Origin of the sequence: Leptolyngbya sp. FACHB-261 (genome assembly GCF_014696065.1) — a bacterium.
Lineage (GTDB): Bacteria > Cyanobacteriota > Cyanobacteriia > FACHB-261 > FACHB-261 > FACHB-261.
Window position 1 is genome coordinate 487,521 of record NZ_JACJPL010000027.1, and the last position, 25,697, is coordinate 513,217.

21 protein-coding genes and 1 riboswitch are annotated in these 25,697 nt (G+C 51.4%); of the genes, 11 read left to right on the forward strand and 10 right to left on the reverse strand.

Annotated elements, in window-relative coordinates:
- Positions 1-33 precede the first annotated feature (33 nt).
- The 5 genes from bchM (at position 34) to H6F94_RS21865 (ending at position 4,244) form a co-directional block, all read left to right on the forward strand.
- Positions 34-747 (forward strand): magnesium protoporphyrin IX methyltransferase, encoded by a 714-nt coding sequence (bchM, locus tag H6F94_RS21845; RefSeq protein ID WP_190804350.1) that lies wholly within the window; start codon positions 34-36, stop codon positions 745-747.
- 126 nt (positions 748-873) lie between these two features.
- Positions 874-1,212, forward strand: coding sequence for a slr0373 family blue light stress response protein (locus tag H6F94_RS21850; protein WP_190804351.1), 339 nt, complete (start codon positions 874-876; stop codon positions 1,210-1,212).
- A 62-nt stretch (positions 1,213-1,274) separates the two neighbouring features.
- Positions 1,275-2,786, forward strand: coding sequence for a stress-responsive protein Ycf46 (gene ycf46 / locus H6F94_RS21855; protein WP_190804352.1), 1,512 nt, complete (start codon positions 1,275-1,277; stop codon positions 2,784-2,786).
- Between the two features lie 163 nt (positions 2,787-2,949).
- Complete coding sequence (locus H6F94_RS21860) at positions 2,950-3,300, forward strand: DUF1257 domain-containing protein (RefSeq protein ID WP_190804353.1); 351 nt, start codon at positions 2,950-2,952, stop codon at positions 3,298-3,300.
- A gap of 80 nt (positions 3,301-3,380) precedes the next feature.
- Positions 3,381-4,244, forward strand: a complete 864-nt coding sequence (locus H6F94_RS21865; RefSeq protein ID WP_190804354.1) for a 3'(2'),5'-bisphosphate nucleotidase CysQ family protein — start codon at positions 3,381-3,383, stop codon at positions 4,242-4,244.
- A 15-nt stretch (positions 4,245-4,259) separates the two neighbouring features.
- On the opposite strand, the gene H6F94_RS21870 is transcribed toward H6F94_RS21865, so the two are convergent.
- Positions 4,260-4,526, reverse strand: a complete 267-nt coding sequence (locus H6F94_RS21870; RefSeq protein ID WP_190804355.1) for a YciI family protein — start codon at positions 4,524-4,526, stop codon at positions 4,260-4,262.
- Between the two features lie 37 nt (positions 4,527-4,563).
- Positions 4,564-5,664 carry a RuBisCO accumulation factor 1 gene (locus H6F94_RS21875; protein ID WP_190804356.1) on the reverse strand — a complete coding sequence of 367 codons (1,101 nt, stop codon included), beginning with the start codon at positions 5,662-5,664 and terminating at the stop codon, positions 4,564-4,566.
- Positions 5,665-6,073: 409 nt separating this feature from the next.
- Here H6F94_RS21875 and H6F94_RS21880 point away from each other — a divergent pair, with 409 nt between their 5' ends.
- The 3 genes from H6F94_RS21880 (at position 6,074) to H6F94_RS21890 (ending at position 8,356) form a co-directional block, all read left to right on the forward strand.
- The gene (locus H6F94_RS21880) at positions 6,074-7,504 is read left to right on the forward strand and encodes a form I ribulose bisphosphate carboxylase large subunit (RefSeq protein WP_190804357.1); all 1,431 of its coding nucleotides are present in this window, start codon (positions 6,074-6,076) and stop codon (positions 7,502-7,504) included.
- An 83-nt stretch (positions 7,505-7,587) separates the two neighbouring features.
- Positions 7,588-7,974 carry a RuBisCO chaperone RbcX gene (gene rcbX / locus H6F94_RS21885; protein ID WP_190804358.1) on the forward strand — a complete coding sequence of 129 codons (387 nt, stop codon included), beginning with the start codon at positions 7,588-7,590 and terminating at the stop codon, positions 7,972-7,974.
- A 46-nt stretch (positions 7,975-8,020) separates the two neighbouring features.
- The gene (locus tag H6F94_RS21890; protein ID WP_190804359.1) at positions 8,021-8,356 is read left to right on the forward strand and encodes a ribulose bisphosphate carboxylase small subunit; all 336 of its coding nucleotides are present in this window, start codon (positions 8,021-8,023) and stop codon (positions 8,354-8,356) included.
- A gap of 325 nt (positions 8,357-8,681) precedes the next feature.
- Here H6F94_RS21890 and H6F94_RS21895 read toward each other — a convergent pair whose 3' ends face one another.
- The 4 genes from H6F94_RS21895 to thiC all read right to left on the reverse strand — a co-directional run bounded on the left by H6F94_RS21895 (position 8,682) and on the right by thiC (position 13,527).
- A complete protein-coding gene (locus tag H6F94_RS21895; protein ID WP_190804360.1) occupies positions 8,682-9,794 on the reverse strand; it encodes a choice-of-anchor A family protein in 1,113 nt (370 codons plus the stop codon).
- Positions 9,795-10,153: 359 nt separating this feature from the next.
- On the reverse strand, positions 10,154-11,437 hold the full coding sequence (locus tag H6F94_RS21900; protein WP_190804361.1) for a valine--pyruvate transaminase: 1,284 nt from the start codon (positions 11,435-11,437) through the stop codon (positions 10,154-10,156).
- Between the two features lie 319 nt (positions 11,438-11,756).
- Entirely contained in the window at positions 11,757-12,086 is a 330-nt protein-coding gene (locus H6F94_RS21905; protein WP_190804362.1) for a hypothetical protein, read from the reverse strand.
- A gap of 67 nt (positions 12,087-12,153) precedes the next feature.
- Complete coding sequence (gene thiC, locus H6F94_RS21910; protein WP_190804363.1) at positions 12,154-13,527, reverse strand: phosphomethylpyrimidine synthase; 1,374 nt, start codon at positions 13,525-13,527, stop codon at positions 12,154-12,156.
- Between the two features lie 7 nt (positions 13,528-13,534).
- A riboswitch (TPP riboswitch) is annotated at positions 13,535-13,633 on the reverse strand.
- Between the two features lie 781 nt (positions 13,634-14,414).
- On the opposite strand from thiC, the gene H6F94_RS21915 reads away from it, so the two are divergent.
- The gene (locus tag H6F94_RS21915) at positions 14,415-14,648 is read left to right on the forward strand and encodes a HetP family heterocyst commitment protein (RefSeq protein ID WP_190804364.1); all 234 of its coding nucleotides are present in this window, start codon (positions 14,415-14,417) and stop codon (positions 14,646-14,648) included.
- Between the two features lie 6 nt (positions 14,649-14,654).
- On the opposite strand, the gene H6F94_RS21920 is transcribed toward H6F94_RS21915, so the two are convergent.
- Positions 14,655-15,233, reverse strand: coding sequence for a YkgJ family cysteine cluster protein (locus tag H6F94_RS21920; protein WP_199320576.1), 579 nt, complete (start codon positions 15,231-15,233; stop codon positions 14,655-14,657).
- A 213-nt stretch (positions 15,234-15,446) separates the two neighbouring features.
- Positions 15,447-17,528 carry an ArsA family ATPase gene (locus H6F94_RS21925; RefSeq protein ID WP_242041326.1) on the reverse strand — a complete coding sequence of 694 codons (2,082 nt, stop codon included), beginning with the start codon at positions 17,526-17,528 and terminating at the stop codon, positions 15,447-15,449.
- Between the two features lie 208 nt (positions 17,529-17,736).
- Here H6F94_RS21925 and H6F94_RS21930 point away from each other — a divergent pair, with 208 nt between their 5' ends.
- On the forward strand, positions 17,737-18,996 hold the full coding sequence (locus H6F94_RS21930) for an RpoD/SigA family RNA polymerase sigma factor (protein ID WP_242041327.1): 1,260 nt from the start codon (positions 17,737-17,739) through the stop codon (positions 18,994-18,996).
- 138 nt (positions 18,997-19,134) lie between these two features.
- Here the strand turns inward: H6F94_RS21930 and H6F94_RS21935 are convergent, their stop codons facing one another.
- Both H6F94_RS21935 and H6F94_RS21940 read right to left on the reverse strand, forming a co-directional pair.
- Positions 19,135-21,405, reverse strand: a complete 2,271-nt coding sequence (locus tag H6F94_RS21935; RefSeq protein ID WP_190804366.1) for a transglycosylase domain-containing protein — start codon at positions 21,403-21,405, stop codon at positions 19,135-19,137.
- Positions 21,406-21,432: 27 nt separating this feature from the next.
- Positions 21,433-23,922: a serine/threonine-protein kinase gene (locus H6F94_RS21940; protein ID WP_190804367.1), complete on the reverse strand. Its 2,490-nt coding sequence runs from the start codon at positions 23,920-23,922 to the stop codon at positions 21,433-21,435.
- A 616-nt stretch (positions 23,923-24,538) separates the two neighbouring features.
- Here H6F94_RS21940 and H6F94_RS21945 point away from each other — a divergent pair.
- Positions 24,539-25,672: an NlpC/P60 family protein gene (locus H6F94_RS21945; RefSeq protein WP_190804368.1), complete on the forward strand. Its 1,134-nt coding sequence runs from the start codon at positions 24,539-24,541 to the stop codon at positions 25,670-25,672.
- Positions 25,673-25,697 lie beyond the last annotated feature (25 nt).

Below are 25,697 nucleotides of genomic sequence, written 5' to 3' on the forward strand. Positions count from 1 at the left end.
TAGCGGTGCCTGTTCCCGTTTTACAATGACCCCATGGATGACAAGGTAATTGTTCGGGATTATTTCAACGCCACCGGTTTTGAACGCTGGCGACGCATTTACGGCGATGGTGAGGTCAGCTCGGTCCAGCGGGACATTCGGGTTGGCCACCAACGGACAGTCGATACCCTACTCGAATGGTTACGCTCGGATGCAAGCCAGTCTGGTGGTAGTCTCGACTCCCTCAAAATTTGTGATGCTGGCTGCGGTGTAGGCAGCCTAAGTATCCCTTTGGCCCAAGCTGGGGCCAAGGTTTTTGCCAGTGATATTTCACAGAGCATGGTCAGTGAGGCTCAGCAGAGAGCTGCCGCTTTAGGTCTTCAAAACAACCCCAGTTTTGCGGTTCAGGATCTAGAAACCCTGAGTGGTCAATACCCCACCGTAATCTGTCTAGATGTTCTGATTCACTATCCAGAGGCCAAAGCAGCGGAGATGATTCAGCACCTCGCGAGTCTAGCCCAGTCTCGCCTGGTTTTGAGCTTCGCTCCTAAGACCCTGCTCCTAACTTTGTTAAAGCGGATTGGCGAATTTTTTCCGGGCCCCAGCAAAACGACCCGTGCCTATCAGCATCGCGAGCGCGAAATCGTAGCTGTTTTAGAACAGCTGGGATTTAAAGTCCGACGACGGACAATGATTAGCACCCGCTTTTATTTCTCTTGCCTACTAGAAGCCATCCGCCCTGAGATAGAGACGGAGAAGCCTAACTAACCCCTACATTGCCGCTTTATTAAGCAATGTAACAAAATTGCTGTCATGCTGGCTTGACAGCTTGACAGCAAGAAGAGGTCCTACTATCGTGAGTTGTACGCCCGGGTAAGCAGTAGTCAAGAGTATATGCAAGACCAGGAAAGGCATAAGGTAACGTTGTACCTCACGTCGGAGCTGCACCAGCACCTGAAAATTCAGGCGGCGGTTGAGGGTAAATCAATGTCCGAGATGGCTAAGCGAGCCATTTCGTTTTTCCTCAGTCATGCAGATGTGGTTTACGAGACGGAAGCATCTCGAGTTGGACAAACCCATCGAGTTTACTCTTGTCCCGATTGCAAGCACTCTGTGGTTTTCAAAGAAGGTGAGTTGGCTCCCCTAGGTGAACAGCCAGGTGTGATGGTAGAAGAGGGTGCTGAACTCTCCGATGCCAGCAAGAGCCAGGATGAGGAGCTAGTTCCCTGCTAAGTAGGGCTTTAGATTCCATTCGACCGTATTTGTAGCTGTTGTCTCGTCGATGTATCGTTGCCATGCAAGAAGAGCTCAGCATTCTGGTTCAAGCTCAGTACCCTCTGATCTACCTCCAAACACCGGAAGAAGAGAGAGCTGAGCAGGCAATCGCAACCATTGCGCAAGTAAAACCGCAGCGACGAGTCTTTATCTGGACGGTTACCCACGGCATCGTGGAGTACGGTCAACCTCGAACCTTGACTCAACACAACACAGTGTCACCTCAGGCAGCTGTGGAATGGGTTGTCCGTCAACGAGAGTCTGGCATCTTCATATTTAAGGATATCCATCCTTTCATTGAGAATCCGGAAGTAACTCGTTGGCTGCGAGATGCCATCGCTAGTTTCAAAGGCACTCAGAAGACAATTGTTCTGATGTCGCCCGTTCAGAATGTGCCAATTGAATTGGAAAAAGAGGTAGTCGTTCTCGACTTTCCTTTGCCAATCATGGGAGAGTTGGATGAGGTTCTCAACCAGCAACTGTCTCAGACACGGAACCGTCGCATCAGTACGGAAACCCGTGAAAAGCTTTTAAAAGCTGCTCTTGGTTTGACTTTAGATGAAGCTCAAAAAGTCTACCGAAAAGCACATGTCACGGCTGGCAAACTAACAGAGGATGAAGTTAATATCGTCCTCTCGGAGAAGAAACAACTCATTCGTCGCAACGGTATCTTAGAGTACGTTGAAGAAGACGAAACCATTGAAGCCGTTGGTGGTCTAGACGAATTGAAGCGGTGGCTCAAGCAGCGTTCTAACGCCTTCACTGAGCGAGCTCGTGAATATGGTCTGCCCCAACCTAAGGGCATGCTAATCCTGGGAGTTCCTGGCTGCGGCAAATCGTTAATTGCCAAAACAACTTCCCGGTTGTGGGGTCTTCCCCTGATCAAGTTAGATATGGGTCGCGTTTACGACGGCTCTATGGTTGGACGCTCAGAGTCCAACTTGCGGAACGCTCTGCGCACTGCTGAATCTATCTCACCCGCTATCCTGTTTATTGATGAGTTAGACAAAGCATTTGCAGGCGGCACAGGTAGCGCTGATTCTGACGGTGGTACCTCTAGTCGAATTTTTGGTACCTTCCTGACTTGGATGCAGGAGAAAAAGTCACCTGTATTCGTCATGGCAACCGCTAACCGGGTTGAGCGACTCCCTGGGGAGTTCTTACGCAAGGGCCGCTTTGATGAATTGTTCTTTGTAGACCTACCAACTTTGGAAGAACGCAAAGAAATCTTCAAGATTCATCTTTCTAAGCGCCGCAAAGACATCAGCCGCTTCGATTTGGATGATTTATCCAAGGCTTGCAATGAATATTCTGGTGCGGAAATTGAGCAAGCTATCGTTGCAGCGATGTACCAAGCCTTCTCACAGGAAGGTAGAGAGTTTACGCACCTAGATATTATCGCTGCCATTAAGTCGACTACGCCTCTGTCTAAGACGATGACAGAACAAGTAACGGCTCTGCGCGATTGGGCCAGACAGAGAGCGCGTCCGGCAGCTACTTCCGTCGCTGAATATCAGCGCATGGAGTTCTAACAGCTTTCCTAGATTGACCCTGAGGAGGTGGTTCCGCAGCAGCTAATTCTCGTACGCTGATCCTTCATTCGTTAGTTCAACGTTCGTTCTTGCTTCGTCCATAAGCCGGTCTTCGTTCAACCGGTGTTGTCTCTCTAAACTATTCCATTGGAGGAAATCCACAATGTCTCACTTTAGCACTCTGCGCACCAAAATCACTGATGCCGAAATCCTGAAGGCTTCTTTGCGGGATCTGGGTATCTCGGTTAAGACCGAAGCTGATGTGCGTGGCTACAATGGGCAGCGTGTTCGCTCTGACATCGTTGCAGTTCTAGACGGCGAATACGATCTGGGCTGGTCCCGCAACACCGATGGTTCTTTCGACCTGATCGCTGACCTGTGGGGCGTTGCTAAGAAGCACAACCAAACCGAGCTGATCAACTCGATCAACCAGAAGTACGCTGTTAACAAGACTCTAGCCGAAGTCAAGCGCCCTGGTCTGCAAACCGCCAACGTCAAGCTGGTGGTCCAGTAGCCCACTCTCTGCGCGTTCCCAATCTAGACGGGTTAACCTGATCACGGTTAACCCGTTTTTTTGGGCTTTGTTTGTGATGTATGGACTATTTTTCACCTGAACAGGACGGTAAGTTGCGTGCTCTCATTCGCTCGATGGGACAGCAAGCAGAATCTATGACCAGAGCCTCGTTTCAGGTTATACAGAAAGGGCCAGAGGACTATGTCACGGATATTGATCGAGCCTTAGATCGAGAACTAACCCAGCGGTTTCGGCAATGGTTTCCAGATGACGGGCTAGTTACTGAAGAAAATCCAGATTCACGAGCGGCTTACGCTAGTGGTTACGACCGCACCTGGTTTATCGATCCGCTGGACGGTACCGATAGTTTTATCCAGGGCACTGGCGATTACGCAGTTATGGTTGGCTTGCTTCGGCAGAATTTGCCAGTCGGTGGTTGGGTCTACTCTCCAAGTGCCGACATCTTACATTTCGGCGGTCCGGGTTGGGGTCTGTATTCTATGCAGGGAGATGCAGCCCCAAAGCCAGTGCCAACGATGTTGCCACCTCAGCTTTCAGCAGATTGTTGTCCAATTATGATTGGCTACCGCGATCAGCGACAGCATGGCGCTGCAATTACAGAGGCTATTCCTGAAGCCCAATTCTACTCACTGGGCAGTTTTGGCTTGAAGGTGATTGAAGTTATCCGGGGCAAAGTAGGGCTGTACCTATATTTAAACGGACGCGTTAAATTGTGGGACACCACAGGTCCTATTGCCTTGGCCCGCGCTGCGGGTCTTATGTGCTGTGACCTGTGGGGCCGACCCTTACGTTTTACACCTGATGCTGTTGATCCAATTACCTTAGCTCATCATCAAACCATTTTGGTCGGTTGGCGACCCTATATGGAAGCCTTACAGCCTCGGCTACTACGGGCTCTAGAAGGTCAAGTTACTCAGGAGTGAAACTTGATCTTAGAGTTACTGCACAACGATTTTCCATTCGTGCAATTCGTAATCAACACACCCATTTTGAACAAATGGGTCTTGCAGCACAATTGCCTTGGCCTCATCTAGGGAAGCAGCTTCAAACAGCAACATGCCACCTCCCCGTTCAGCCCAATAGCCAGTCTGAGCATGATGGCCTTTGGCAATCAAATCTTGTACATAGGCTTTGTGAGCGGGGACACTTTTATCAAAGGTCACTTTGTCAACGCGACCTCGCTCGATTTTGACAAACCAGGGCATTACTGAAGTTCCTTAGATCTTGACCTCAGGAAGGGTGTTACTCATCAATTTGCCAGGGGTCCTTAGCAACCTCAGCATCAAAAATTTTCTTGGGACGCATGACCAAGAGGATACGACCGAGGAGTGGAGCGGCAGGTGCTGAGTCAAACCACTGCAAAGATAACTGCTCCTCTTGCTCTACAACAAAATAGCCATCGACTGCCCAGGTTGTCTGTGATCGATCGACAACAACCAAAACCTCCTCCGGCTTACCGGGTAGCTCAGCTGGCAGTTGAGTACTATCGCAGAGCAGACCCACTGGATCTTCGGCATTACGAACCACTTGCCATCCTGGAACTGCAACCCAAGCACAAGTGCCTGAAGTTTTTACTAATTCAAACGGCTCAATGGTCTCAAGCACCGGTACCGCTCTAAGATCGGCCTTACTTAAGGGCAGTTTGCCTACCACAGGCAACACACGGGGTAGGTCTTCATCTGATTCCACCCGATAAAGGGGCAAACGCGGCGCTGGCTGGGCCTTCACCACGGTAAGGTCAGTTAGCAATTGCTCAAGCTTGGTTCTGGCACTGCTGCTGTGGGCAAACATCAAACCTCGCGCGATCAAGCGGGCTCGGTCTTGAAGTTCCGATTTCTGCCGAGCAGCCTTCCAAAATTGATAAGCAGTAGCATCACCAGGATGTCTGGAAAAGCCCTCGGGAACTTCACTTAAACGTGCGAGATCTTTTACGGCTTTCGCTACTTCGTGGGCACCATCAACATCTAATTTTCTGTCACAGGCAAGTTCAGCTGCTGTCACGCGTTCGGGTTGGGTCAAAACCCGAAATTCGTACAAAATATCGCTACCTCTGCGCTCAAAATAGTCCAAAACAGCAGCCGGTGCTTGAAGCTTAATCAAGCCTGCGTACACTTGGGCCGCAACGATAATTTGATTTTGTTGAATGGGTTCAAAACCAGTTTCTTCAAAAATTTTCTGGGGATTATAGCCTGCTTTTTGCAAACTTTGACAAGCTTGTCCCCACTCTACCCAACTTCCTTCTTTCCGACGCAAAGAGAGCAAAAGTGCATCGGCATCAATATCTTCAACCCCAGCAGGCGGTTGAAAGTTAGGTGTACTCGAACCCTGAGAGGCTTCAGTCATGGCGGCAGCGGATACTCATCGTGTTTATTCAACTTGTATTCATTCAACTGTATTGATGCGATTACAGACATTGCATCAATAGCAACCAGAGTCCGTTTTGCTTTGCAAAATGCAACAAAGCATCACAAAGGTCCATTGCCATAAATGAATCTTATGACAGACTACAGAATATATGAATTTTAACCCATGCCATTCCCTGGTACATTAGGAACACCGCTCGCCAAGACGGCACTTCGAACGGCTAAAACGCCTAAATCGGTGAAGGGTTCTCTCAACCCCTGTTGGGGTGGCTTGATCTATACTTTGCAAGCGAAAAGAAGTGCTTATCTGCATGCACCAGGTTGTCTGAACTTGCTCGGACCTGGCTGGCATCAGTGTATACCCCACAATAGTTCACAGGGAGAAGGACGTGTCTTATTCTCAAACCAAGACTCAGACAAAAGCTGGGTTTCAGGCTGGTGTTAAAGACTATCGGCTAACCTATTACACCCCTGACTACACCCCGAAAGATACTGATCTTCTAGCCGCCTTCCGCGTGACTCCTCAGCCAGGCGTTCCTCCTGAAGAGGCTGGAGCTGCGGTTGCTGCTGAATCTTCCACAGGTACCTGGACCACAGTGTGGACAGACCTACTAACTGACCTAGACCGTTACAAAGGTCGCTGCTACGACATCGAGCCGGTTGCAGGCGAAGACAACCAGTTCATATGCTATGTTGCCTATCCTCTGGACCTGTTTGAAGAAGGCTCAGTCACGAACATCCTGACCTCGATTGTCGGTAACGTGTTCGGCTTTAAGGCATTGCGTGCGCTGCGTTTGGAAGACCTGCGCATTCCAGTTGCTCTGATCAAGACCTTCCAAGGACCTCCCCACGGGATTCAGGTCGAGCGTGACAAGCTCAACAAATATGGTCGTCCCTTGCTGGGTTGCACGATCAAACCCAAGCTGGGTCTATCCGCGAAGAACTACGGTCGTGCCGTGTATGAGTGTCTCCGCGGCGGTCTGGACTTCACTAAGGATGACGAGAACATCAACTCGGCTCCTTTCCAGCGCTGGCGCGATCGCTTCCTGTTCGTCGCTGATGCTATTCACAAAGCACAAGCAGAAACAGGTGAAATCAAGGGTCACTACCTCAATGTGACCGCTCCTACCTGCGAGGAGATGCTGAAGCGGGCTGAGTACGCCAAAGAACTCAAAATGCCCATCATCATGCATGACTACCTGACCGCAGGTTTCACTGCCAACACCACCCTGGCTCGGTGGTGCCGTGATAACGGAATTTTGCTGCACATCCACCGTGCCATGCACGCAGTAATCGACCGCCAGAAGAACCACGGGATTCACTTCCGCGTACTGGCTAAGGCTCTGCGTCTGTCCGGTGGTGACCACATCCACACAGGCACTGTGGTCGGTAAGCTCGAAGGCGAGCGCGGCATCACCATGGGCTTCGTAGATCTGCTGCGGGAGAACTACGTTGAGCAAGACAAGTCTCGGGGTATCTACTTCACCCAAGACTGGGCTTCTTTGCCTGGCGTGATGGCAGTAGCGTCTGGTGGTATCCACGTATGGCATATGCCCGCGTTGGTAGAAATCTTCGGCGACGACTCTGTGCTGCAATTCGGTGGTGGTACGCTGGGTCACCCCTGGGGCAACGCACCGGGTGCAACTGCTAACCGGGTGGCACTGGAAGCTTGCATCCAGGCGCGTAACGAAGGTCGCTCCCTAGCTCGCGAAGGCAATGACATTATTCGTGAGGCTGCTAAGTGGTCTCCGGAATTGGCTGTTGCTTGCGAAGTTTGGAAGGAAATCAAGTTCGAATTCGAGGCAATGGATACCGTTTGATCGGTCAGCCATTCATCAGGAAGCCAGCCTCCAATCTGGCTTCCTGAACCTCAGCTCGGTCAGCCCAAGTTCTGAAGTCATCGATGGATCTGAAGAGCATCACGAAGGCTACGGCCAAAACCTTGATGAGTTATTTAACCTATCAGGCGATGCGAACTGTGGTTGACCAGCTAAGAGAAACGGATCCACCTACAGCTCACTGGCTAGCCAGTTTCTCTTCAACGGGCAAACTTCAGGATGGCGAAGCCTATTTAGGGGAATTGCTACAGGAACGACAGGAGCTAGCGCTTCGGATCATGACTGTTCGCGAATATATCGCTGGCGAAATTGTTGATTTTCTACCAGAGATGGCTCGAATGGGCATTGCCCAAGCCAATGTTGAACACCGTCGCAAACACCTGGAACGCATTACTCAGCTTTCGTTTTCTGAACCCAGCTCGGAAGAGTCAACTGATCAGGCAGCTGAGTGAATTCAGTGCTTTTGCTCATTCGCTTTAAGACGTACACGAGGAATCCATGCAGACCCTACCCAAGGAAAGGCGTTACGAGACTCTGTCCTATCTGCCGCCTCTAACCGATGCGCAGATCAGCAAGCAGATTCAATACATTCTTGACCAGGGTTATTTCCCAGCGGTCGAGTTCAATGAAACTTCTGAACCGACTGTATACTACTGGACTCTGTGGAAGTTGCCTCTGTTTGCAGCAAAGACAACTCAGGAAGTGCTGAACGAAGTTCAGGCTTGCCGCAGTTCCTACCCCAATTGCTACATCCGTGTAGTGGGTTTTGACAACGTGAAGCAGTGCCAAATCGCTAGCTTTATCGTTCACAAGCCAAGTACCAACCGTTACTAACGGCCTCTCACTTTTTGATTTCTGCTCTCAGGTTTGTCCTAGTCGAGTAGGAAGTAAAGTCTGAGTATTGTGATCAAGAACCAGTGCAGGATTTCTGCACTGGTTTTTTATTGGTTTTCTCTAGCACTATGCTCAATAATGATCCCAACTGGGGGTTCAGCTTCAGCGAGATGAATGAAATCAGTAGATCAAGAGATTAGCAAAATTAAAAACCTCTCCCTGGTTACTTCTCAGTACACAGGCGAGAGGTCAGTTCTAGCTCTTCTTTTTGCCTAGAGAATTGAGATAACTGATTAGGTTAGGTTCATGGTTAAACCTTAGCCTTTCAAGCAGCAACCTCAGCACGACGCTTCAGCCGTAACCCTGCACTAGCACCAATAGCTAACAAGCCAAAAACTGCAGTTGGTTCAGGCACCGATTTCGGTTCTGGTTCAGGTTCTGGCTTCGATTGCGGGGGGATAACTGTATCTCTAGGCTGGGAGGGTTGTGGCAAGTTACCGTTGAAAAGCACATTATTGGATTGACCGGAGCCAGTCAGCGAAGCGGCAATCAGGTTTCCATCAATGTGAGCATTATTGAAGTTGATATTAGCGAAGGGAGCCAAAATACTCCCCTTCACTCCAATTCCCTGAACCAGCAAATCTGTCGCCTCAAAGAAATTGTAGAGGATACGGTAGCTAACTTTGCCATCACTACCATTATTAGAGGCCTCAACTTCATTATCAGTGCAAGTGCCACTAGCAAAGAAACAACCATTCATGAAGAAGCCAAAGTTCTGCAACTGGTTGGCTTTGCCACTGATATTGACCAACACAGTAGAACCTTGAGGCGCACTAAGGCTGAACTTGCGAGTGCTACTTAAAAGGTCGCCCGAAAGGTTGAAAACATTGAGGTTGGAATTATTGCCTGCCAAGGTGACTAAGGTATCAAGGTGCGAGTCATGCTGATACTGCTCGATGTTTGTGATGCCATTTGCTTCAAGCCCAGCCCAGAATTTTGAAGATTGTTGCAGTTCTTGTGCAGCTTTCCCAAAGTCAATTGGGTTACCAGCTTGATAGCTACCATTGACGTTGCTAGTATCGCCGCCAGTGTAAAAACCGACGTTCTGCAATTGGGCGGAGCCCCTACTGCGGGCATTACCGGTCTCTACACGACCATTACTAAATTCTAGGCTACCGCCCACAACCAAATCATCGCGAGTTCCGTGAGAGTTGGCTAGTTTTAGTCCTACTGAATAATTATCCAATTTGGCGTTGCCACCAGTGGCTAACCGTCCTTCAACATCTGAGTTGTATAGGTCAGCATCACCAAAGATAAAGGCGTTAAATTCGGACGCAGCTCCCAGAGTTCCGGCCTGGGCCGATGTCGTGATCAGCGTTGTTCCGGTGATGGCAAAGGCCGCAACAGTAACTTTGCCGCAGATAACCTTAAACTTCATGATTTGAATTTGCTCTGTGGGTGTATTTGGCCTGAAAGGGTTATCAACTAGCCCAAACTGAAACAGACAACTTCAGGCACGCCGAGCAGCAGCGCAGCAGAAGATTCCCCTTACGCCCATATCAAGCCGTGCCAAGGCTGCCCTAGCCAGTACTAGGGCAAGAGTTGTCGGTAGAAATCACCCAAAATGCTGCCTGACTGAGACCAGCCCTAAGGCAGGAGCCTGGAGCAAGTTACTCCAGGGCTCAGTCATAGCCCTAGATACGGCCATGCTAAGCATGCCTCCGGTAGCGAGCAATACACAGCTGTTTTTTTTACAGGAATTTCACAGGAGGACCAGCCAGCGGACAGGCCAGCTCATTAAACAGAGACTTGGGTCTGAGCGTAAATCTGCTCTACAATCCCCGCTAGTCTCGCCATACCAGTTGCGATCTCTTCAACTGGGGCAGTCAAACTAATGCGGACACATTCGCGCATGTGTTTCCAGTCTTCCCGCAAGCCTGGGAAGAAAGAGCTACCCGGCACCACAATCACGCCAGCGGCCTTCAGGGCTTGATAAAACTCCCAGTCGCTGATCGGCAGATCCCGCAGCCACAGCCAGGCAAAGATTGCCCCCTCGCCGCGATGTAGGAACCAGGGCAGATCTGTTGGCATTGCTTTGTCTAGAGCCGCTTCGAGCACCTCAAACTTGTGCTGATAGTGGGGTCGAATGATTCGCTCAGCTATTTCGGCTAAGGCTCCAGACTTAATTGCTCGTGCGGCGATCGCTTGGCCATAGCGCGAGGCGTGGATACAGGCATTAGTTTGAAAGGCTTCAAGCGTTTCAATCACTGTTGGATGACCAATTGCTACTCCCAGCCGTTCACCTGGCAACCCTGCCTTAGAAAGACTGAGGCAGTGAACTAAGTTACCACCAAAACGTGGCGTTAGCTCGGTAAAGTTCAGGGCTGGGAAAGGAGGCCCATAGGCAGAGTCAACTAGGACCGGCACATCATGGGGGGCTGCCAGCGCAGCAATTTTGTCCACTTCTTCGTCACTGAGGACATTACCGGTGGGATTGCAGGGGCGCGAGAAAATGACACAACCGGTTGACTGATCAATGACCAAACGCGAGAAGTCAGGGCGGTACTTGAAGCGGTGAGTGCTCTCCTGAACCTCTAAGGTTGGACGATAGGAAACAACAGCCTCAGGATACAGACTGACGCCTCCATAGCCGGTGTAGTCCGGGCTGAGGGGCAGCACGATCTGCTTGAGAGAACCTTCGCGGGTGTAGCCACCAAAGGCGTTGGCCGCAAAGAAGTAGAGGGACTGGCTACCTGGCGTAATCAGGATATTGCGCTCGGTTAGGCTCAAGTTATAGCGTCGGTTGAAGTCATTGACCACCGCATCAATAAAGGGGCGATAGCCCTGGCTAGAGCCGTAGCGGCAGACCACCTCGCCATATTCCGAGCTAGCCAACAGATCTTGGGTGCAGTCGCGCCAGAGTTGTTCGACCTCTGGCAAAATCACTGGGTTGCCCGCGCTCAAATCGATAAAAGAGCGACCTGCCCCAGCCCGTAGCGTTTCGATGATGTCCTTCATGATCGCGCGTACACCCGTGAGCTGGGACATCTGGGTACCAAAGCGGGTCAGGGCAGGCTCCATGGCTCTTGTTCCTACAAATTCAATACAAAGGGTCTTTAAGCTGATCCTAATGGGCGAACTGACCAGACACCAGGGACAAAAGTTCAGAGAGGGTGAAAGAAACTGGTCTACTGCGAAGGCTCCAGCCCACTGTGTCGAATACGCTCATTGAACGCCTTACACCAATAACCCCTTCGACCGCAGGCCAACTGAGCTACTGGAAAAGGCTCGGGGTAATTGGTCACGCTCAGCGTTGGCATCCGTCAGCAGATCATCAAAGCTCAGAGTGGGCTTTGTTTTAGCTTTGAAGGCTAGAGCTTGAAGGACAGAGAGAAGCAGCTCAAGTAGAGACTTTGCGATAGATAGCACACAAGCGGCTGGGCTTAAAAATCTTAGCTGTAAACATAAAATTGGGCGGCACATTAATGACTGTGTAATCACTTGATAAATAATAAGGTTCGTACTCAGATGGCATACCCTTGGGTGTGGCCGTACTGTAAGGAACAGGTTGAAAGATCAGCTCAGTAAATTCAACTCGCTCACACTGCGCCTGAGCTGCAACTTGCTGCAAAAAAGTCTCACCCTTGAGAAGATTAAACAGTGTTTCTTTAAGCTGCGGATCAAGGCTAAAGTTGCTATCAAAATTCTCGATAATTCTAAGTTGAGCCATGGTTATACATAAAAACAGTCGCCCTTCATCCTAGCGCTCAAAGGAGATGAAAGGCGACTGCTGTCGTTCAAACCGTGGCTGGTTTTTGAGTGCTTAACGCCTTTTCCAATTCAGTCAGTTCCGCTTCGTCAAGCTTGGTCTGCATTGGACAGAATTTAGGACCACACATCGAGCAGAACTCGGCGGTTTTGTAGATATCTGCTGGTAGCGTTTCGTCATGATATTCACGGGCACGCTCAGGATCCAGCGACAGCTCAAATTGACGGTTCCAGTCAAAGTTGTAGCGGGCACGCGACAGTTCATCATCTCGATCGCGAGCTCCTGGCCGATTGCGAGCAATGTCGGCTGCATGAGCCGCAATCTTGTAGGCAATCAGGCCATTGCGCACATCTTCTGGCCCCGGCAAGCCCAAGTGCTCTTTAGGAGTTACATAGCAGAGCATAGCCGTACCGTACCAGCCTGCCATGGCTGCGCCAATTGCGCTGGTGATGTGGTCGTAACCAGGCGCAATATCAGTGACCAGGGGACCCAGCACATAGAAGGGAGCTTCTGAACACTCTTCCATTTGCTTGCGCACATTAAACTCAATCTGATCCATCGGGACGTGGCCCGGGCCCTCCACCATTACCTGCACGTCATGTTCCCAAGCCCGACGGGTGAGTTGACCAAGTGTCTTGAGTTCAGCCAGCTGAGCTGCATCAGAAGCGTCATGGGTACAGCCCGGACGTAATGAATCGCCTAGGCTGAATGAGACATCATATTTCTTGAAAATCTCAATGATGTCGTTGAAGTGAGTGTAGAGCGGATTCTGCTTGTGGTGATGCAGCATCCAACGAGCCAGAATACCACCGCCACGCGAGACAATGCCTGTAATCCGGCCTCTCACAAGGGGCAGATGCTCAATCAGAATGCCGGCATGAATAGTTTGATAATCTACGCCCTGCTGCGCATGCTTCTCAATCACATGCAGAAAATCATCAGGCGTTAAATTCTCCACCTTGCCGTGAACGCTCTCTAAGGTCTGGTAGACCGGCACGGTGCCGATAGGAACAGGCGAAGCGTTGATGATCGCGGTGCGAATTTCGTCCAGGTTGCCACCGCCTGTGGACAAGTCCATCACCGTGTCGGCACCATATTTCACAGCTAGCCGCAGTTTGGCCACTTCTTCTTCCAAGTCAGAGGCGTTGGGGGAAGCGCCAATATTGGCATTGACCTTACAGCGAGAGGCGATGCCGATGCCCATCGGCTCTAGGTTGAGGTGATTGATATTGGCTGGAATAATCAGCCGTCCCCTGGCCACCTCGGAGCGGATCAGTTCTGGTGACAGTTGCTCCCGTTGAGCAACATAGGCTATTTCCTCAGTGATTATGCCCTGACGCGCATAGTGCATCTGAGTCACATTGCTCTGACCTGCACGCCGGGCAATCCATTCAGTTCGCATATGAGTTGTCCTCAATAAACAGCTTCCCTCCGCCGGTATGACCCGGTCTCAGGTTCTAAGGGTGTAATCTCAGCCTGGTTTGACCCAGGCACCCCTAGCTTGTCGGTCATCCTACCACCCGACACCCAGCTCTATCGCAGCCTTTACAAAATAAAAAGGCTGTACCAGCCTGAGTTGGGACAAGGCTCAGCGACACCCACCGATGTAAGGTATCTAATCTCTCAGCGTAAAGGCTGAATTTTCTGTGCATCAATGGAATATGGAGTTACAGTCTTTATCTGATAGCTTACAATCGTCTCACAGGCTATCAGGCTCCTGCGAAGCACCTACTGCGGTGTAAATAGTAAGACTGCAACCTTTCTCCGAATAATTGCTGTTTCCACTTCAAAGCTAAAAAGGTAAGAGTTTAGGAAGGCAAACAGTCAGTTAACTAAAATAAAAAACTTCTATGAGCTGTGTTGGGGGAATTTAAGGCAGTTGCATCTCAGGAGAAACTTGAATGGAGCAATATTGCAGCTTCAGACTATCGATTCATTAGCTACTGATCATGTATTCAGACCCTAATAACTTCCTTATGGCTTAACTTCTGCGTACTATTCACAACCGCTTCTGGAGCGATCTCTAGCTCCGAATACTAGAAGTGATTGAGAATTCATGACTTTACTCGAAGATTTGACCTCCGTGAACTGCTTTGAGCAAGCACCAGTTCGAGACTAAAAGTTCCGTCACAGCTCAAGATTCACGCTCTACATTGATAAGGCTAGAAAAAGCTACTAGCTATAACCTATAGGTTTTCTCAATTCCAATTAGTTAGCTCAATGTTCAAGTAATGGCTACCAGAGGAAGACTAAAGCAAGGTAGCGGCTCTATTAGAAAAGGACAGGATTATGACTTCTGAGCAACTCGATCAAGTGATTACCGCCGTCATGGCAGGCAAGTATTCCTGGGCCTGCGTTCTAATGCTCCGTTTCCATGGCTACGACCCTCTTCTGTATCTTCCTTATAGAACTTACAACCGATTAATCAAAGAGAATTGCCTGATAGGCAGGCGCACGCCACAAAAAAGCAATCAGCCGCCTCAAGCGTTGCAAAGTGGTATCCCCACAAGCCGCACTAGCTAATTCACCTCATGCTTGGGAGAACTGAACTCGTAGCGCTTCACGCTCTAGCGCAACTTTTAGAGCTTTATTGATAGGCAGACGCTCAGTTCCCCAGGTTGGGTCTAAGCTCTCAATCTTGGCAGCCTCTTCTGACAAAATCGGCGTGTCCAGTCCTTGGCGGACGGATTGCTTGGCTGTTGTAACGACTTCTAATTGAATCTCAGTGTGATGGTAGCAAGCCGCTAGTTCGGCCTGTCCGTGCTTAGTTCGTACTGCGGCAAAACCAAACAATCGACAGACTGTGGGTCGCCAAGCATACAGACCACAGCGCCCGTTACCACTGACTGAGGGATCTGTTTGGTAAAGTACGCAGACTGACGTTTCGGCTTGAGCCAAAGCCTCCAGCCTTTGCAAAAGCTCCCCCCGACGCACTATTTCTCGCGCCATTGGTTGCAGTTCTAAGGGCGTTGCTTCCACAGTTGGGCTTGTACAACAGCGCCCACAGCCGGCCGGACATCGAATGCCTGTGCTCTCAGCAAATGCTTGAGTTCGTTGGTCCATCTCCTGGAACCGCTCGATAATTTGCTGCTCAATTTCTGCGCTCATAAGTCAACACTAGTCAGCCAACTACCTGTCTCAAACGCTTGATTCGAACGTTCTAATAGAAATGGTAAACAGAAATGGTGGCAGAAACCTTTTGCCCCCTCATTCCTATCAAAACCTTTGCGCAACTCAGACTAGAGTATTGCGCTGTAAGCCATCAAACTATGTCCTTGAACTGACCTAGCTTACAGTGAGACGCAGTTCCTAGAACAGTTCTTAGAATAGATGCTCGGCCATCGCTGCTAGCGTCGTTCGCTCCAAGAACGGGACAGAGATGATCTGCTGGCTAGAGTGCTGGCGTAGCTGCTCAGCCATTTTTTGATGACGCTCACTTAAAGCTTGCCCCAGTGGATCTGTGCAGTCCTCCCACAAGCGGTTGAGCACTAGAAAGCGATGACAAATCTTGAGGTGATCGAGTTCGATGAGCAGGCGCTGGGTTTCAGCTAACACGGCTTGCTCTGGTGTCATGACACTGATGAACTCAGTGTCATTAGGAGACTGCAATTGCTGCTGCAACTGGCGCACTTGCTGCAGCAGACCACGAAGACGTTGGGCCAAGTCAGCTTGAGCAACGACCTCGCGATACTTCAACCACAGGCGCAAGGCCATTCTGATCCAACCTTCTAGAGCGTGGGGCATTTGCAGAAAGCGCAGGAGGTGACCGGTAGGGGCTGTATCGAGCACAACCAGGTCGTAGGAGTAGGCTGATGTTGGCTCAGAAGTTGCCTGGTTGACCTGCTTCAGGATCGATAGCAAGGCCATTACTTCATCTAGACCTGGTGGCGGTAAGTCTAGAAGCTTTTGCCAGGCTTGGGGATCATATTGAAGAGAAACTCCGGCATCTGCCTCTTGTTCAGTTGCAATTTCGCCTGAGAGCATAGCCGCAATTGAGCGCAAGTAGTCCCGGCGAAATTCTTCTAGGATCTGCTCAGCCTCTACTTCCTGTGCCCAGAGATTGGGCAGAACTGGATAAGGCTCTTGGCCCAAAGCCTGATCTACAGATAGTAAGCCAGCCTCTTGAAAGGCATCGCCTAAAGAGTGGGCTGGGTCAATCGAGGCAACCAATACCCGTGCTTGTGGCAGAGACCGGGCTAAATGAAAAGCGATAGTAGCAGCGGTAGTTGTCTTACCAACTCCACCTTTGCCGCCCACCACAATGAGACGCTTCCCTTCCTTTAAAAAGTTGGGCAACCTTGGTCCAGCAGTAATGCCAACTGTAGTTTCAGCAGTGATAGAGCTCAGTAGCAACGGGGCTTGGTTATGAACTTGATCCCGCCCATCCGGTTTATTTAGGGGTGGTAGGGGTGCAGTCGAGACGGCAGGTAGTTGTACTTTAAGAGGTTGGATTTGAGCAATTAGCGCATCCAAGGCAGCTTCTCTCAAGGGCTCAGCCGCTTGTAAGGGAACCTGCCAGACCGGGTAGCGGCTGAGCTCTGTGGCTAGAATCTGCAAAATTTCCTGTTGCCGCTTGTGACGGGCTTGAAGCAGGGAAGAGGAGTGAAAAGTTGAACGACCTGTCTGAATCACCTGGTTGACAATCAAGCCGCCTATCGGCACTCGCCGTCCCTCTAAAGCGTTGCAAAAGCGGCGCGTCTCCATCAAGCTGAGTTGCTCAGGGGTTAGCACTAGCCAAACAGCACTCTTGTCTGAATCACTTAAGCGATCGCGTCCGGAGCTTAGTTGAGACGTCATCTTCTCTAGAAAAGCATCCGCCTGGTCAGCGTGGTAGCTACCAGTAAGGGCCATGCTCAATTCTTGGTGCTTGCCTTGAAACAGAGCCAGTGAACCCAGCAAGTTGTCGAGGAAATCTGGCAGATCTAGAAGACGGAGTGTATGACCAGTAGGGGCAGTATCAAGAATGACGGTATCCGCTTCCCCTGCAGCCAAGAGCCGGTTGACCTCCAACACAGCCATTAGCTCATCCAAGCCAGGCCAGTCTAAGTCCCACACAGGCAAAAGGTCCTCGCGGTCAAACCAACTGCCCCGCTCTGCAATTAGTTCAAGTGCCTCGCCATAGGTGGCTCGAAAGGTTTGCAGCAAAGCTTGTGCATCTAAGGAACGCACTTGAAGATTAGGCAAATCTGCTAACGGTTGAGGCTGATCGGTGACACTAAGCCCTAAAACGTCTCCTAAAGAATGGGCGGGATCAGTAGAAATCAACAGATAACGCTGATTTGAATAGGTCGCTGCAAGTTGGCGAGCCAAACCACAGGCCAGCGTAGTTTTACCAACACCCCCTTTGCCACTAAAGAGCAACAAGGCACAGTCAGGGGATAGGGGAAGTTGAGGAGTTTTCAAGAGACTACGAATAGAGGGAAACGCAACCGAAAGCGACAATGACCCACTATTTAGGGTTCCCATAACAGAGGCCGATTTAGCAGGCAGCGCAACGACTACAGCTATTTACAGAGGGCGATTTCCATCGCTCGGTAGAGAGCCTTCAAGAAGGACTGTGAGACTTTGGTTACACGCCTTTTTACGAAACTCTTCTTACTCAAAAAGTCCCTTGAAAGCCTCGAACCAGGCTGGCTTGTTCAATATGCACATCTCCACGCCTACTTTCCCTGCCCCTCCAGACGAGCCTAGGTTTCCTGATGTTCTGGATGGTGCTCTTGACGACCTAGCCATCGTAGAGCCTTCGGACCTGGAAGTATCCGATGAAGAGCTTAGTGTGATCGAAGATACACTTAAGCTCGATGATGATGCCTCAGATTTGCCAGACACCTTCGCTGGCGGAGAGGATATCGATCTTGATGAAATTGATCCCCACGAAGATATTGCAGCGGCATTGCCTACGGGTTATCGCAAGAGCCCGTCTGATGACTCTGTTGGAGCCTTCTTTAAAGAGATGGCTCGCTACCCTCTCCTAAAAGCGGAGGAAGAAGTTGAGTTGGCTCGGCGTGTTCGCTTCCTAGTCGAAGTTGAGGAGCAACAGGAACAGCTCAGCGTTGAGCTTGGCCGGACAGCCACGCGGGCTGAATTGGCCAAGAAGTTCGATATGACTGAGCGCAAACTCGAATACAACCTGTATCAAGGGCGGGTTGCTAAGCGCAAGATGATTCGCTCCAATCTGCGCTTGGTGGTTTCTATTGCTAAAAAGTACCTCAATCGTGGTGTGCCTTTTCTGGATTTGATCCAAGAAGGAGCACTAGGGCTTAATCGGGCCGCGGAGAAGTTTGATCCCGAAAAGGGTTATAAATTTTCGACTTATGCGTACTGGTGGATTCGGCAAGGAATTACCCGAGCCATTGCTAATGACTCGCGTACAATCCGGCTGCCGGTCCATATTGTTGAGAAGCTAAACAAACTCAAGAAGGCAAACCGTGACCTGCGGCGAGATTTGGGCCGCAACCCGACAGAGGCAGAACTGGCCAAGGCGATTGAGGTTAGCCCCCGTAAACTGCGCATGTTGCAGCAGGTGCGTCGTCGAGCCTTGTCTCTGAATCACCGGGTGGGTAAAGAAGAAGAAACCGAGCTGATGGACCTCCTAGAAGATGATGTGTCCCAGTCTCCTGAGGAGCAGACCGCTGAGGTCATGATGCGCCAGGAGGTTTGGGATGTTCTAGGAGACGTGCTCACGAAGCGCGAACAGGACATCATCTCCCTACGCTACGGCCTCACGCACAGTGAGCCCTTCACGCTTGAGGAAGTCAGCGGCATCTTCAACCTTTCACGAGAGCGGGTGCGGCAGATTCAAGCGAAGGCAATTCGCAAGCTCCGTCGTCCGCAAATTGCCGAACGGCTTAAGGGTTGGTTGGTGCACTAAACTCACGAGCTAGCCCAGTAACAGCACAGCAATAGTGAGGCTGCCTAATCAAAGGGCATCCCTACTATTACTGTGCTAGTTGTTTTGAAATGCATTCGGAGTCGATTTTGCGTCTCTGTCTCTAGTCAGGAGAGCAACTCAACGGCTGACCTGTCCCGTATATTCTCCCCAGAGCTGGGCAGCCTGACCGCTGCTACCTGAGGTGGGCGAGTTATCGTCGTTACCGAGCCACACCCCAGTCACCAATTCGCCACTAGGAATGAAACCGACAAACCATAGATCTCGGTTGTCATCGGTGGTTCCCGTCTTCCCAACCGCTCCCAAACCAGCTCGTCTGGCTGTTCCATAAGCTACCACCCCGCGCATTAGCTCGGTCATCGTGTTGACAATGCTGGGTTCGAGAACCTGTTGTTGGGCTCCAGCATCGGCTGCCCGGTCATAGATCACCCGACAAGTCTTGATATCTTGAGGGTTTTGACAATCACTACTGTCAAGGATGCGGCTGATGCCAAAAGGGCGGCTGTGCACGCCATTATTGGCATAGGTGTCGAAAGCCCCGACCAGTTCCAGTAAGTTGACTTCTTTGACGCCTAAAGAGAGTAGGGGTGTTGCCTCCAGAGGGGATTCAATCCCCAGCCGTTTGGCAACATTCACGACGTTATCCAAACCTGCAGCTTGCGCAATTCGGATCGCCACTACATTCTCTGAGTAGGCTAGGCCCTGATACATGTCTGTACTACCACCGCTGTGATGACAGCCCGCAACTCCAGCAGTGGGTGCACAGGAAAAGGTTGTGTTCGCAGAGATTCCTTGCTCCAAAGCGGCTGTGTAAGCAAAAACTTTAAAGGTTGAACCAGGCTGACGTTGGGCTTGGTTAGCTCGGTTAAACTGGCTGGCTTGATAGTCTACGCCACCGACTAGAGCTGCAATGGCACCAGTTTTCGCCTCTAAACTGACTAGGGCTCCTTGGGAGAAGCCAGAAGCAGATCCTTCATCGGCAACTGTATCGCGAACTATGGTTTCAGCTACTTTCTGCTTTTGGATGTCTACAGTAGTTTCAACAATAAAGTTGCCTTCCTGCGCCAGTTCGTCCCCCAGTAGAGTGGCTAGCTCGTCGAAGACATAGCTGTAAAAGTAGGGCGCCAACGTACCCTGAACTGCCTGCTTCGCTGCTGGGTTAATGTTCAGGCGCGAACGGCGAGCACGGTTGTACTCATCGGGAGTGATCATGCCCAGCCGTCGCATGCGCCAGAGGACACCATCGCGCAGTTCAAGGGCTTTATTGTAGTCATCCACTGGGTTGTAACTATTGGGCGCAGGTAAAATCCCTGCTAGAGTTGCAGCCTCTGAGATATCTAGCTGAGACGCAGGCTTATTGAAGTAGAAGCGAGCAGCATCCTCAAACCCATAGACACCATTGCCTAGATAGACTCGGTTCAGATAGAGCAGTAACAAATACTGCTTGCTGTAGACTGCCTCTAGCTTCAAGGCTACTAGCGCCTCGCGGAACTTGCGCCCTGCCGAATCTTCCTTACCAACATAGCTACCGAGCACGTTACGGGCTAACTGTTGCGTCAGAGTACTGCCACCCTCACGGATACCGCCACCTCGAATATTCGTCACCAGGGCTCTGGTCGTACCAATGGGATCCACGCCCAGATGCCAGTAGTAGCGGCTATCTTCTGAGGCGATCACAGCATCAGGAACTCTGCCAAAATCCTGGACTCGTTTGTTCTCAGCATGAACCTCTTGAATGCGCTGCCGCAAAGGAGTCTGTCCATCGCGAGCCACCACAATCACGGGTCCCTGTTTGCTAGCGGGCAAAGGATTGACTGAGAACCCCTGCCAGCCTACAAGCACACCCAACACTAGCAGCGCAAAGGCACCGCCGCCCCCCATTAGGCCGTAGCGCAAAGCCTGAATGTACCAGGGCGGCGGGTCATTGTAGCGTAGAGTGACGGCATTCGCTAGCTCTGGCGGTCCCAACGAGAAGGTCGCGCCGTGATAGAGATCGACCTGGCTCAGGCGTTGCTTACCTTGGTACAGGCCGTTAGTAGAATTTTGATCCCGGGCTGCGAATCGGGCTCGTTTGCGACCTGGTTTACGCTCTAGGAGCAGGTGCGACTGACTCACGACCGGACTACGCACCACAATGTCGCAAGTCCGTGAGCTACGGCCCAACAGGTATCGCTCTCCCAGCAGAGGATAGACCTGAGGCGAGGGATCACCGGGTTGCTCAACCCACAATTCCGGCACACGAGCATTGGCTCGCAGTTGCAGCTTGGAGAAGTTGACCCTCGCCTTGTGCGCAACCTGAGTGATAGTGCCTAGCAAAGTTTGGCCCAAGTTACCCCGACCAGCAGGGGCTGGGCTAGGCTTAGGGGCGCGGTTAGGGGGAGTAGGAGACATCAGACAGTCAGAAGGGGCAGCATCGACCTAGAACTGGTCTAGCATCTCTAGCATTTCTGCGATCTTAGACGCCAGCACTCCCTCTTGCAGACTGAGAGATGTCTGGGCCTGTTCCAAATCAGAACGAGCTCCTGCAAAATCTTGCTGAGCTAGCTTCCCCTGAGCCCGTCCATAGTAAGCGGCAGCGGCTACATCACCGTCAGGACTCAGGGCCAAAGCCCGTTCTAAATCGGCCATAGCTAGGGGAAAATTCTGTTGGCGGAGATAGGTTAAGCCCCGATTCACTAAGAACACACTTTGTCGACTGTCACGTCCGATTGCTGCTGAATAGTCAGCGACGGCTCCGACCAAGTTGCCCTTTGCCACTTTGATATTGCCGCAAGTATTGTAGGCACTCGTCATCTGAGGCGCAAACTGAACAGCCTTCTGGCAATCTGCTAGAGCCTGGTCCACTAGACCCTGGCGTAGGAGAGCCAAAGCTCGGCCTTGGTAGGCCGGGCCATAGCCAGGTTTGAGCGCAATTACCTGGCTGAAATCAGCCTGTGCCTGCTGCCACTGCTCCAAAGAAGCCTGAGCCAGCCCTCGGTAGAGATAAGGAACAGGCTGGCGTGGATCGGTTGCGATCAGCGTACTGGCAGTTGTTTGTGCCTGCCCAGCATCACCAGAACGCCACTGTAGATAGCTCTGACAACTTTGAGCGGCCAGAATACCCGCCTTCACCGATGGGTTGACCGTTCCCCCCAGAGAGATCTGCATTTGGCAGGCTGTCGTGGCGCTAGCCAAATCATCCTGAGCCAATCGAGCCAGGATGTAAGGGGAGAGATTTTGCGATTGGGTTGGCAATGGTGGAGCCGCAGGAGTCGCTGGAGATTGAGCCAGGGCAGCAGGGCTAGGCTCCAATAAAGGCAAGAACAACGCAGCGTGAGCGGGTTGACTAGCTGGTTGGGTTGTCGTTGGCAGGGACGGGTTGAGGATCAGAGGATCTGCGGCCAGCCGTTCGACCAGAGGTGTATTCGGGTTCAGAGCCCGACCGACAGCCAAAGCGACCAAACTCACTCCCACAACTACCGCACTAGGCACGGCCCGTAAGCGCACAGGCTCCGGTAATTGTTGCCAGAGATGCCAGAGACGGGGTCGAAGGTAAGTAACCTGACGCAGCCCCCAACGCAGTCCGTCCCGACCTTGATCGCTCAAGGTTTGAGCATACGGTGCTGGAGCTACGGAGTCATCAACCTGTGGCCTTCGAGGATAACTGCTCAGGCTCGGATGACTGATCTCACTGATTAAAGTGGAGTCAGAATCACCCCTGGAGTGAGGCCTTGAGGAGAATGACGGCGAAGCTGAGCTGTCTTGGGCGTCGTACCGCTCACCCGTCATCTGACTGAGCAGGGGAGTTGAGTGCAGGTTGCCAGGGAGTGAGTCTGAGCCGTCATCTATCTCTTCGTCTGCCTCACCCTGACGGACTGTGAACGGATTGAGGCTTACTGTGCTTGGGGCAAAAGGTTGAGCTAGCCAGTCTGCTGAGTCTTCAGCAAGGTTGTCCGGTCGCCGATCGCGTTGGGTCTGCCAACCAGTTAACTGCCCGACCTCTTGCGGAGGAGTACAGAACCGCTCACAGTCGAGGAGAGCTTCATAGACCTCAGCAGCACTGCGCGGTCGATCTCCAGGAACCTTAGCCAAGCAGCGCATAACCAGGGCTTCTAGGGCTGCTGGAACCACTACTTTGTTCTTGAGACTGGCGAAACTGCGGGGAGGTTGCTGGCAGTGAGCACGGTACCAGCCAGCAAAGGAGTGCGTCTTGACTCGAAAGGGCATTCGCCCAGACAGCATCGTGTAGAAGATCACGCCCAGGCTGTAGAGATCGGACTGCACTGAAAGCTCCTCGCTCTCCATCTGTTCAGGTGCAGAGTAAGCGAGGGTGCCAATATAGGACTGGGTCTGCAAGTTTGTGCTCTTATCAGTGAGAAACTTGGCAATTCCAAAGTCTAGGATTTTAACCAGTTCTCCTAAGCCATCATTGCGAACCACCAGAATATTGCTGGGCTTTAAGTCTCGGTGGATGATCGGCTGCAACTGACCGTCGACTAGAATGCCTTCGTGCGCATGACTGAGCCCCAGGCAAATCTGGCGGGCCAGATTGAAGAATCGAGCTAATGGCAGCGGCTGGGCAGCGGTGAGGTCACGGAGGCTCTCTCCAGTCAGTAGCTCCATGACGTAGAACGGCACATCCTGGGCTGTGATGCCGTAGTCCATCACGCGGACAATATTCAAGCTGCGCTGGCTTAATTGCGCACAGGCCATTGCCTCCCGCTCAAAGCGGGCCCGTGAGACGTCATCAAGCGCTGCATGGGCTAGCAGTTTGACAGCAACAGGTACATCGCCGAGCAAGCCATCCTCAGCCGCATAGACCCGTCCCATTGCCCCTCTACCAATGAGGTGCTTCAAACGATAGCGGTTGGCAAGAGAGCTACCCAGGTAGGGATCCTGACGGGGCGGCGAGGAAGATTTGGTCATCATACGGGGAACATCCGAGAGGGTCAACACACTCTGAAGCTGGCAGTCGTTACCGTCCTGGCTCAGGACTTCCTTCCTTCAAGGTCGACTTGTAGAAGTACGGCCTGAAGCAATAAGGACTGGGGGTTGGTTTATCTGAGTCAACACCAACCCGAACAGGCCCGGCAGAATTCGCTAGTTTGTGGTTGAACCGGTCCCTGAACATTAGGCTGGCTTGATTGTGTCGCAGTTCACCTTATGGAACAAGCAGGCATAAAAGAGCCGAGCATTGTCTTTACGTTTTCCACAGGATTGTAAAGCTATTTCGAACTGGACGGGTCAGACAGACCTGAATTAAGCACCAGAACCCTGACATTAGCGGCCTAAAGCTGGAGTTTTAACAGTTCAGAAAATCCTGACTGTTAATGCTTAAAGGAATTACTCAAAGGCATCCGGAATTGTCAACCATCCTGATGGGTAGATTCTGGAATGTAGATACTGTCAGTTCATTGAGTCTATGCAAGCTACGCCTTAGTGTGGCGTGTTGATCAATACAAGGGGTGTGATTGTCTTAGCTAGGCAAACTGGGCAATCGAGATGAGTAGTTTGGCGACACGTGAGAAGGCAAGGAAGTCAGGTCATGACCAAGTGGACACATCACCTGTGTCTAAGTGCGGGTTTGGGTACAGTTTTGATGCAGACGGGTCCGGTCTTTGCAGATGCAACCCTTAATAGTTTTACAGAGCCGACCCCGGCTGATCTACCCCCTGCCCTAGATCCGATTATTTTAGCTCCCCCCGCAGAGACGGTTAATACACCCGAATCTCCAACGCGCATCCTAATTTCCAATTCAGAGCCGTCCGATCTTTCCACACGTACTGTTCCAGAGTCTCCAGTCCCTTCAGCAGTGGAGATAGCGAATGCACCGATATTTATTGCTCCTAAATCAGATCTAGTTGCACCGCTCCCCATCACACCAGCCCCTCCGCAACCAAGTGCAGCGGCAAGTGAGCAGATACCTTTAGGGCTAGCAGGTCCAGAATTGATCGCGGTTGAGCGCCAACGGCTAGGCCAAGCCCTAAAGCTTCTCATCGCACAAAAGCAGCCCTCCAAGGCAAGCGATACCCCTGCTGAATCGCTAGCAGTTACCACTCCAGAACGGTTGGTGGCCGAACAGCAACGGCTAACAGGGTTGCTCAACCGAGCTGTTAGCGGAGATAGCTCAGCCCAGCGTCAGGTCAGAACTCGGCACAACTTAGCGGCTCACCTAAACCGGGGAACAGTACCAGGTCTCGCCTCAACAGGTTCGGCCGAAATCTCGGTCCAAATCAAAAGGCCTCCTGTTCCGGTTACCCTGGCGATGAATAGTTCGGCCCGCGAGCTCAGCCCTCGCGTCTTAGAAGCAATTCAAAGCGTAGTCGGCCAACGCTTCAACCGATTCGGTTGTGTTGACTTAGTGCAGGAGGTCAGACGACGTATGGGCTTACCCACTCTGGCTTTCCAGGGGCAAAGCCCAACTCGCTATGTGCCGCACTTAGCCCACCTGCTGATGCAACAGGGAGCCCGCTCAATCCAAGCAACTGAGGCTCAAGCTGGAGACATTGTCATTGGTAGAGGGCATACAGGGATTGTGCTGAATGCCAACACGATCGTGCACAACTCCACGCGTCAAGGTTATCGGGGAGCCACGATGAGCATGAACCAATGGCAGCGCATTTGGCCTGGCAGTCGAATCTTCAGGCCAACAGACATCGCTCAAATTACAAGCCCCTAGACCCTAGCTCATAACCATAACAGAC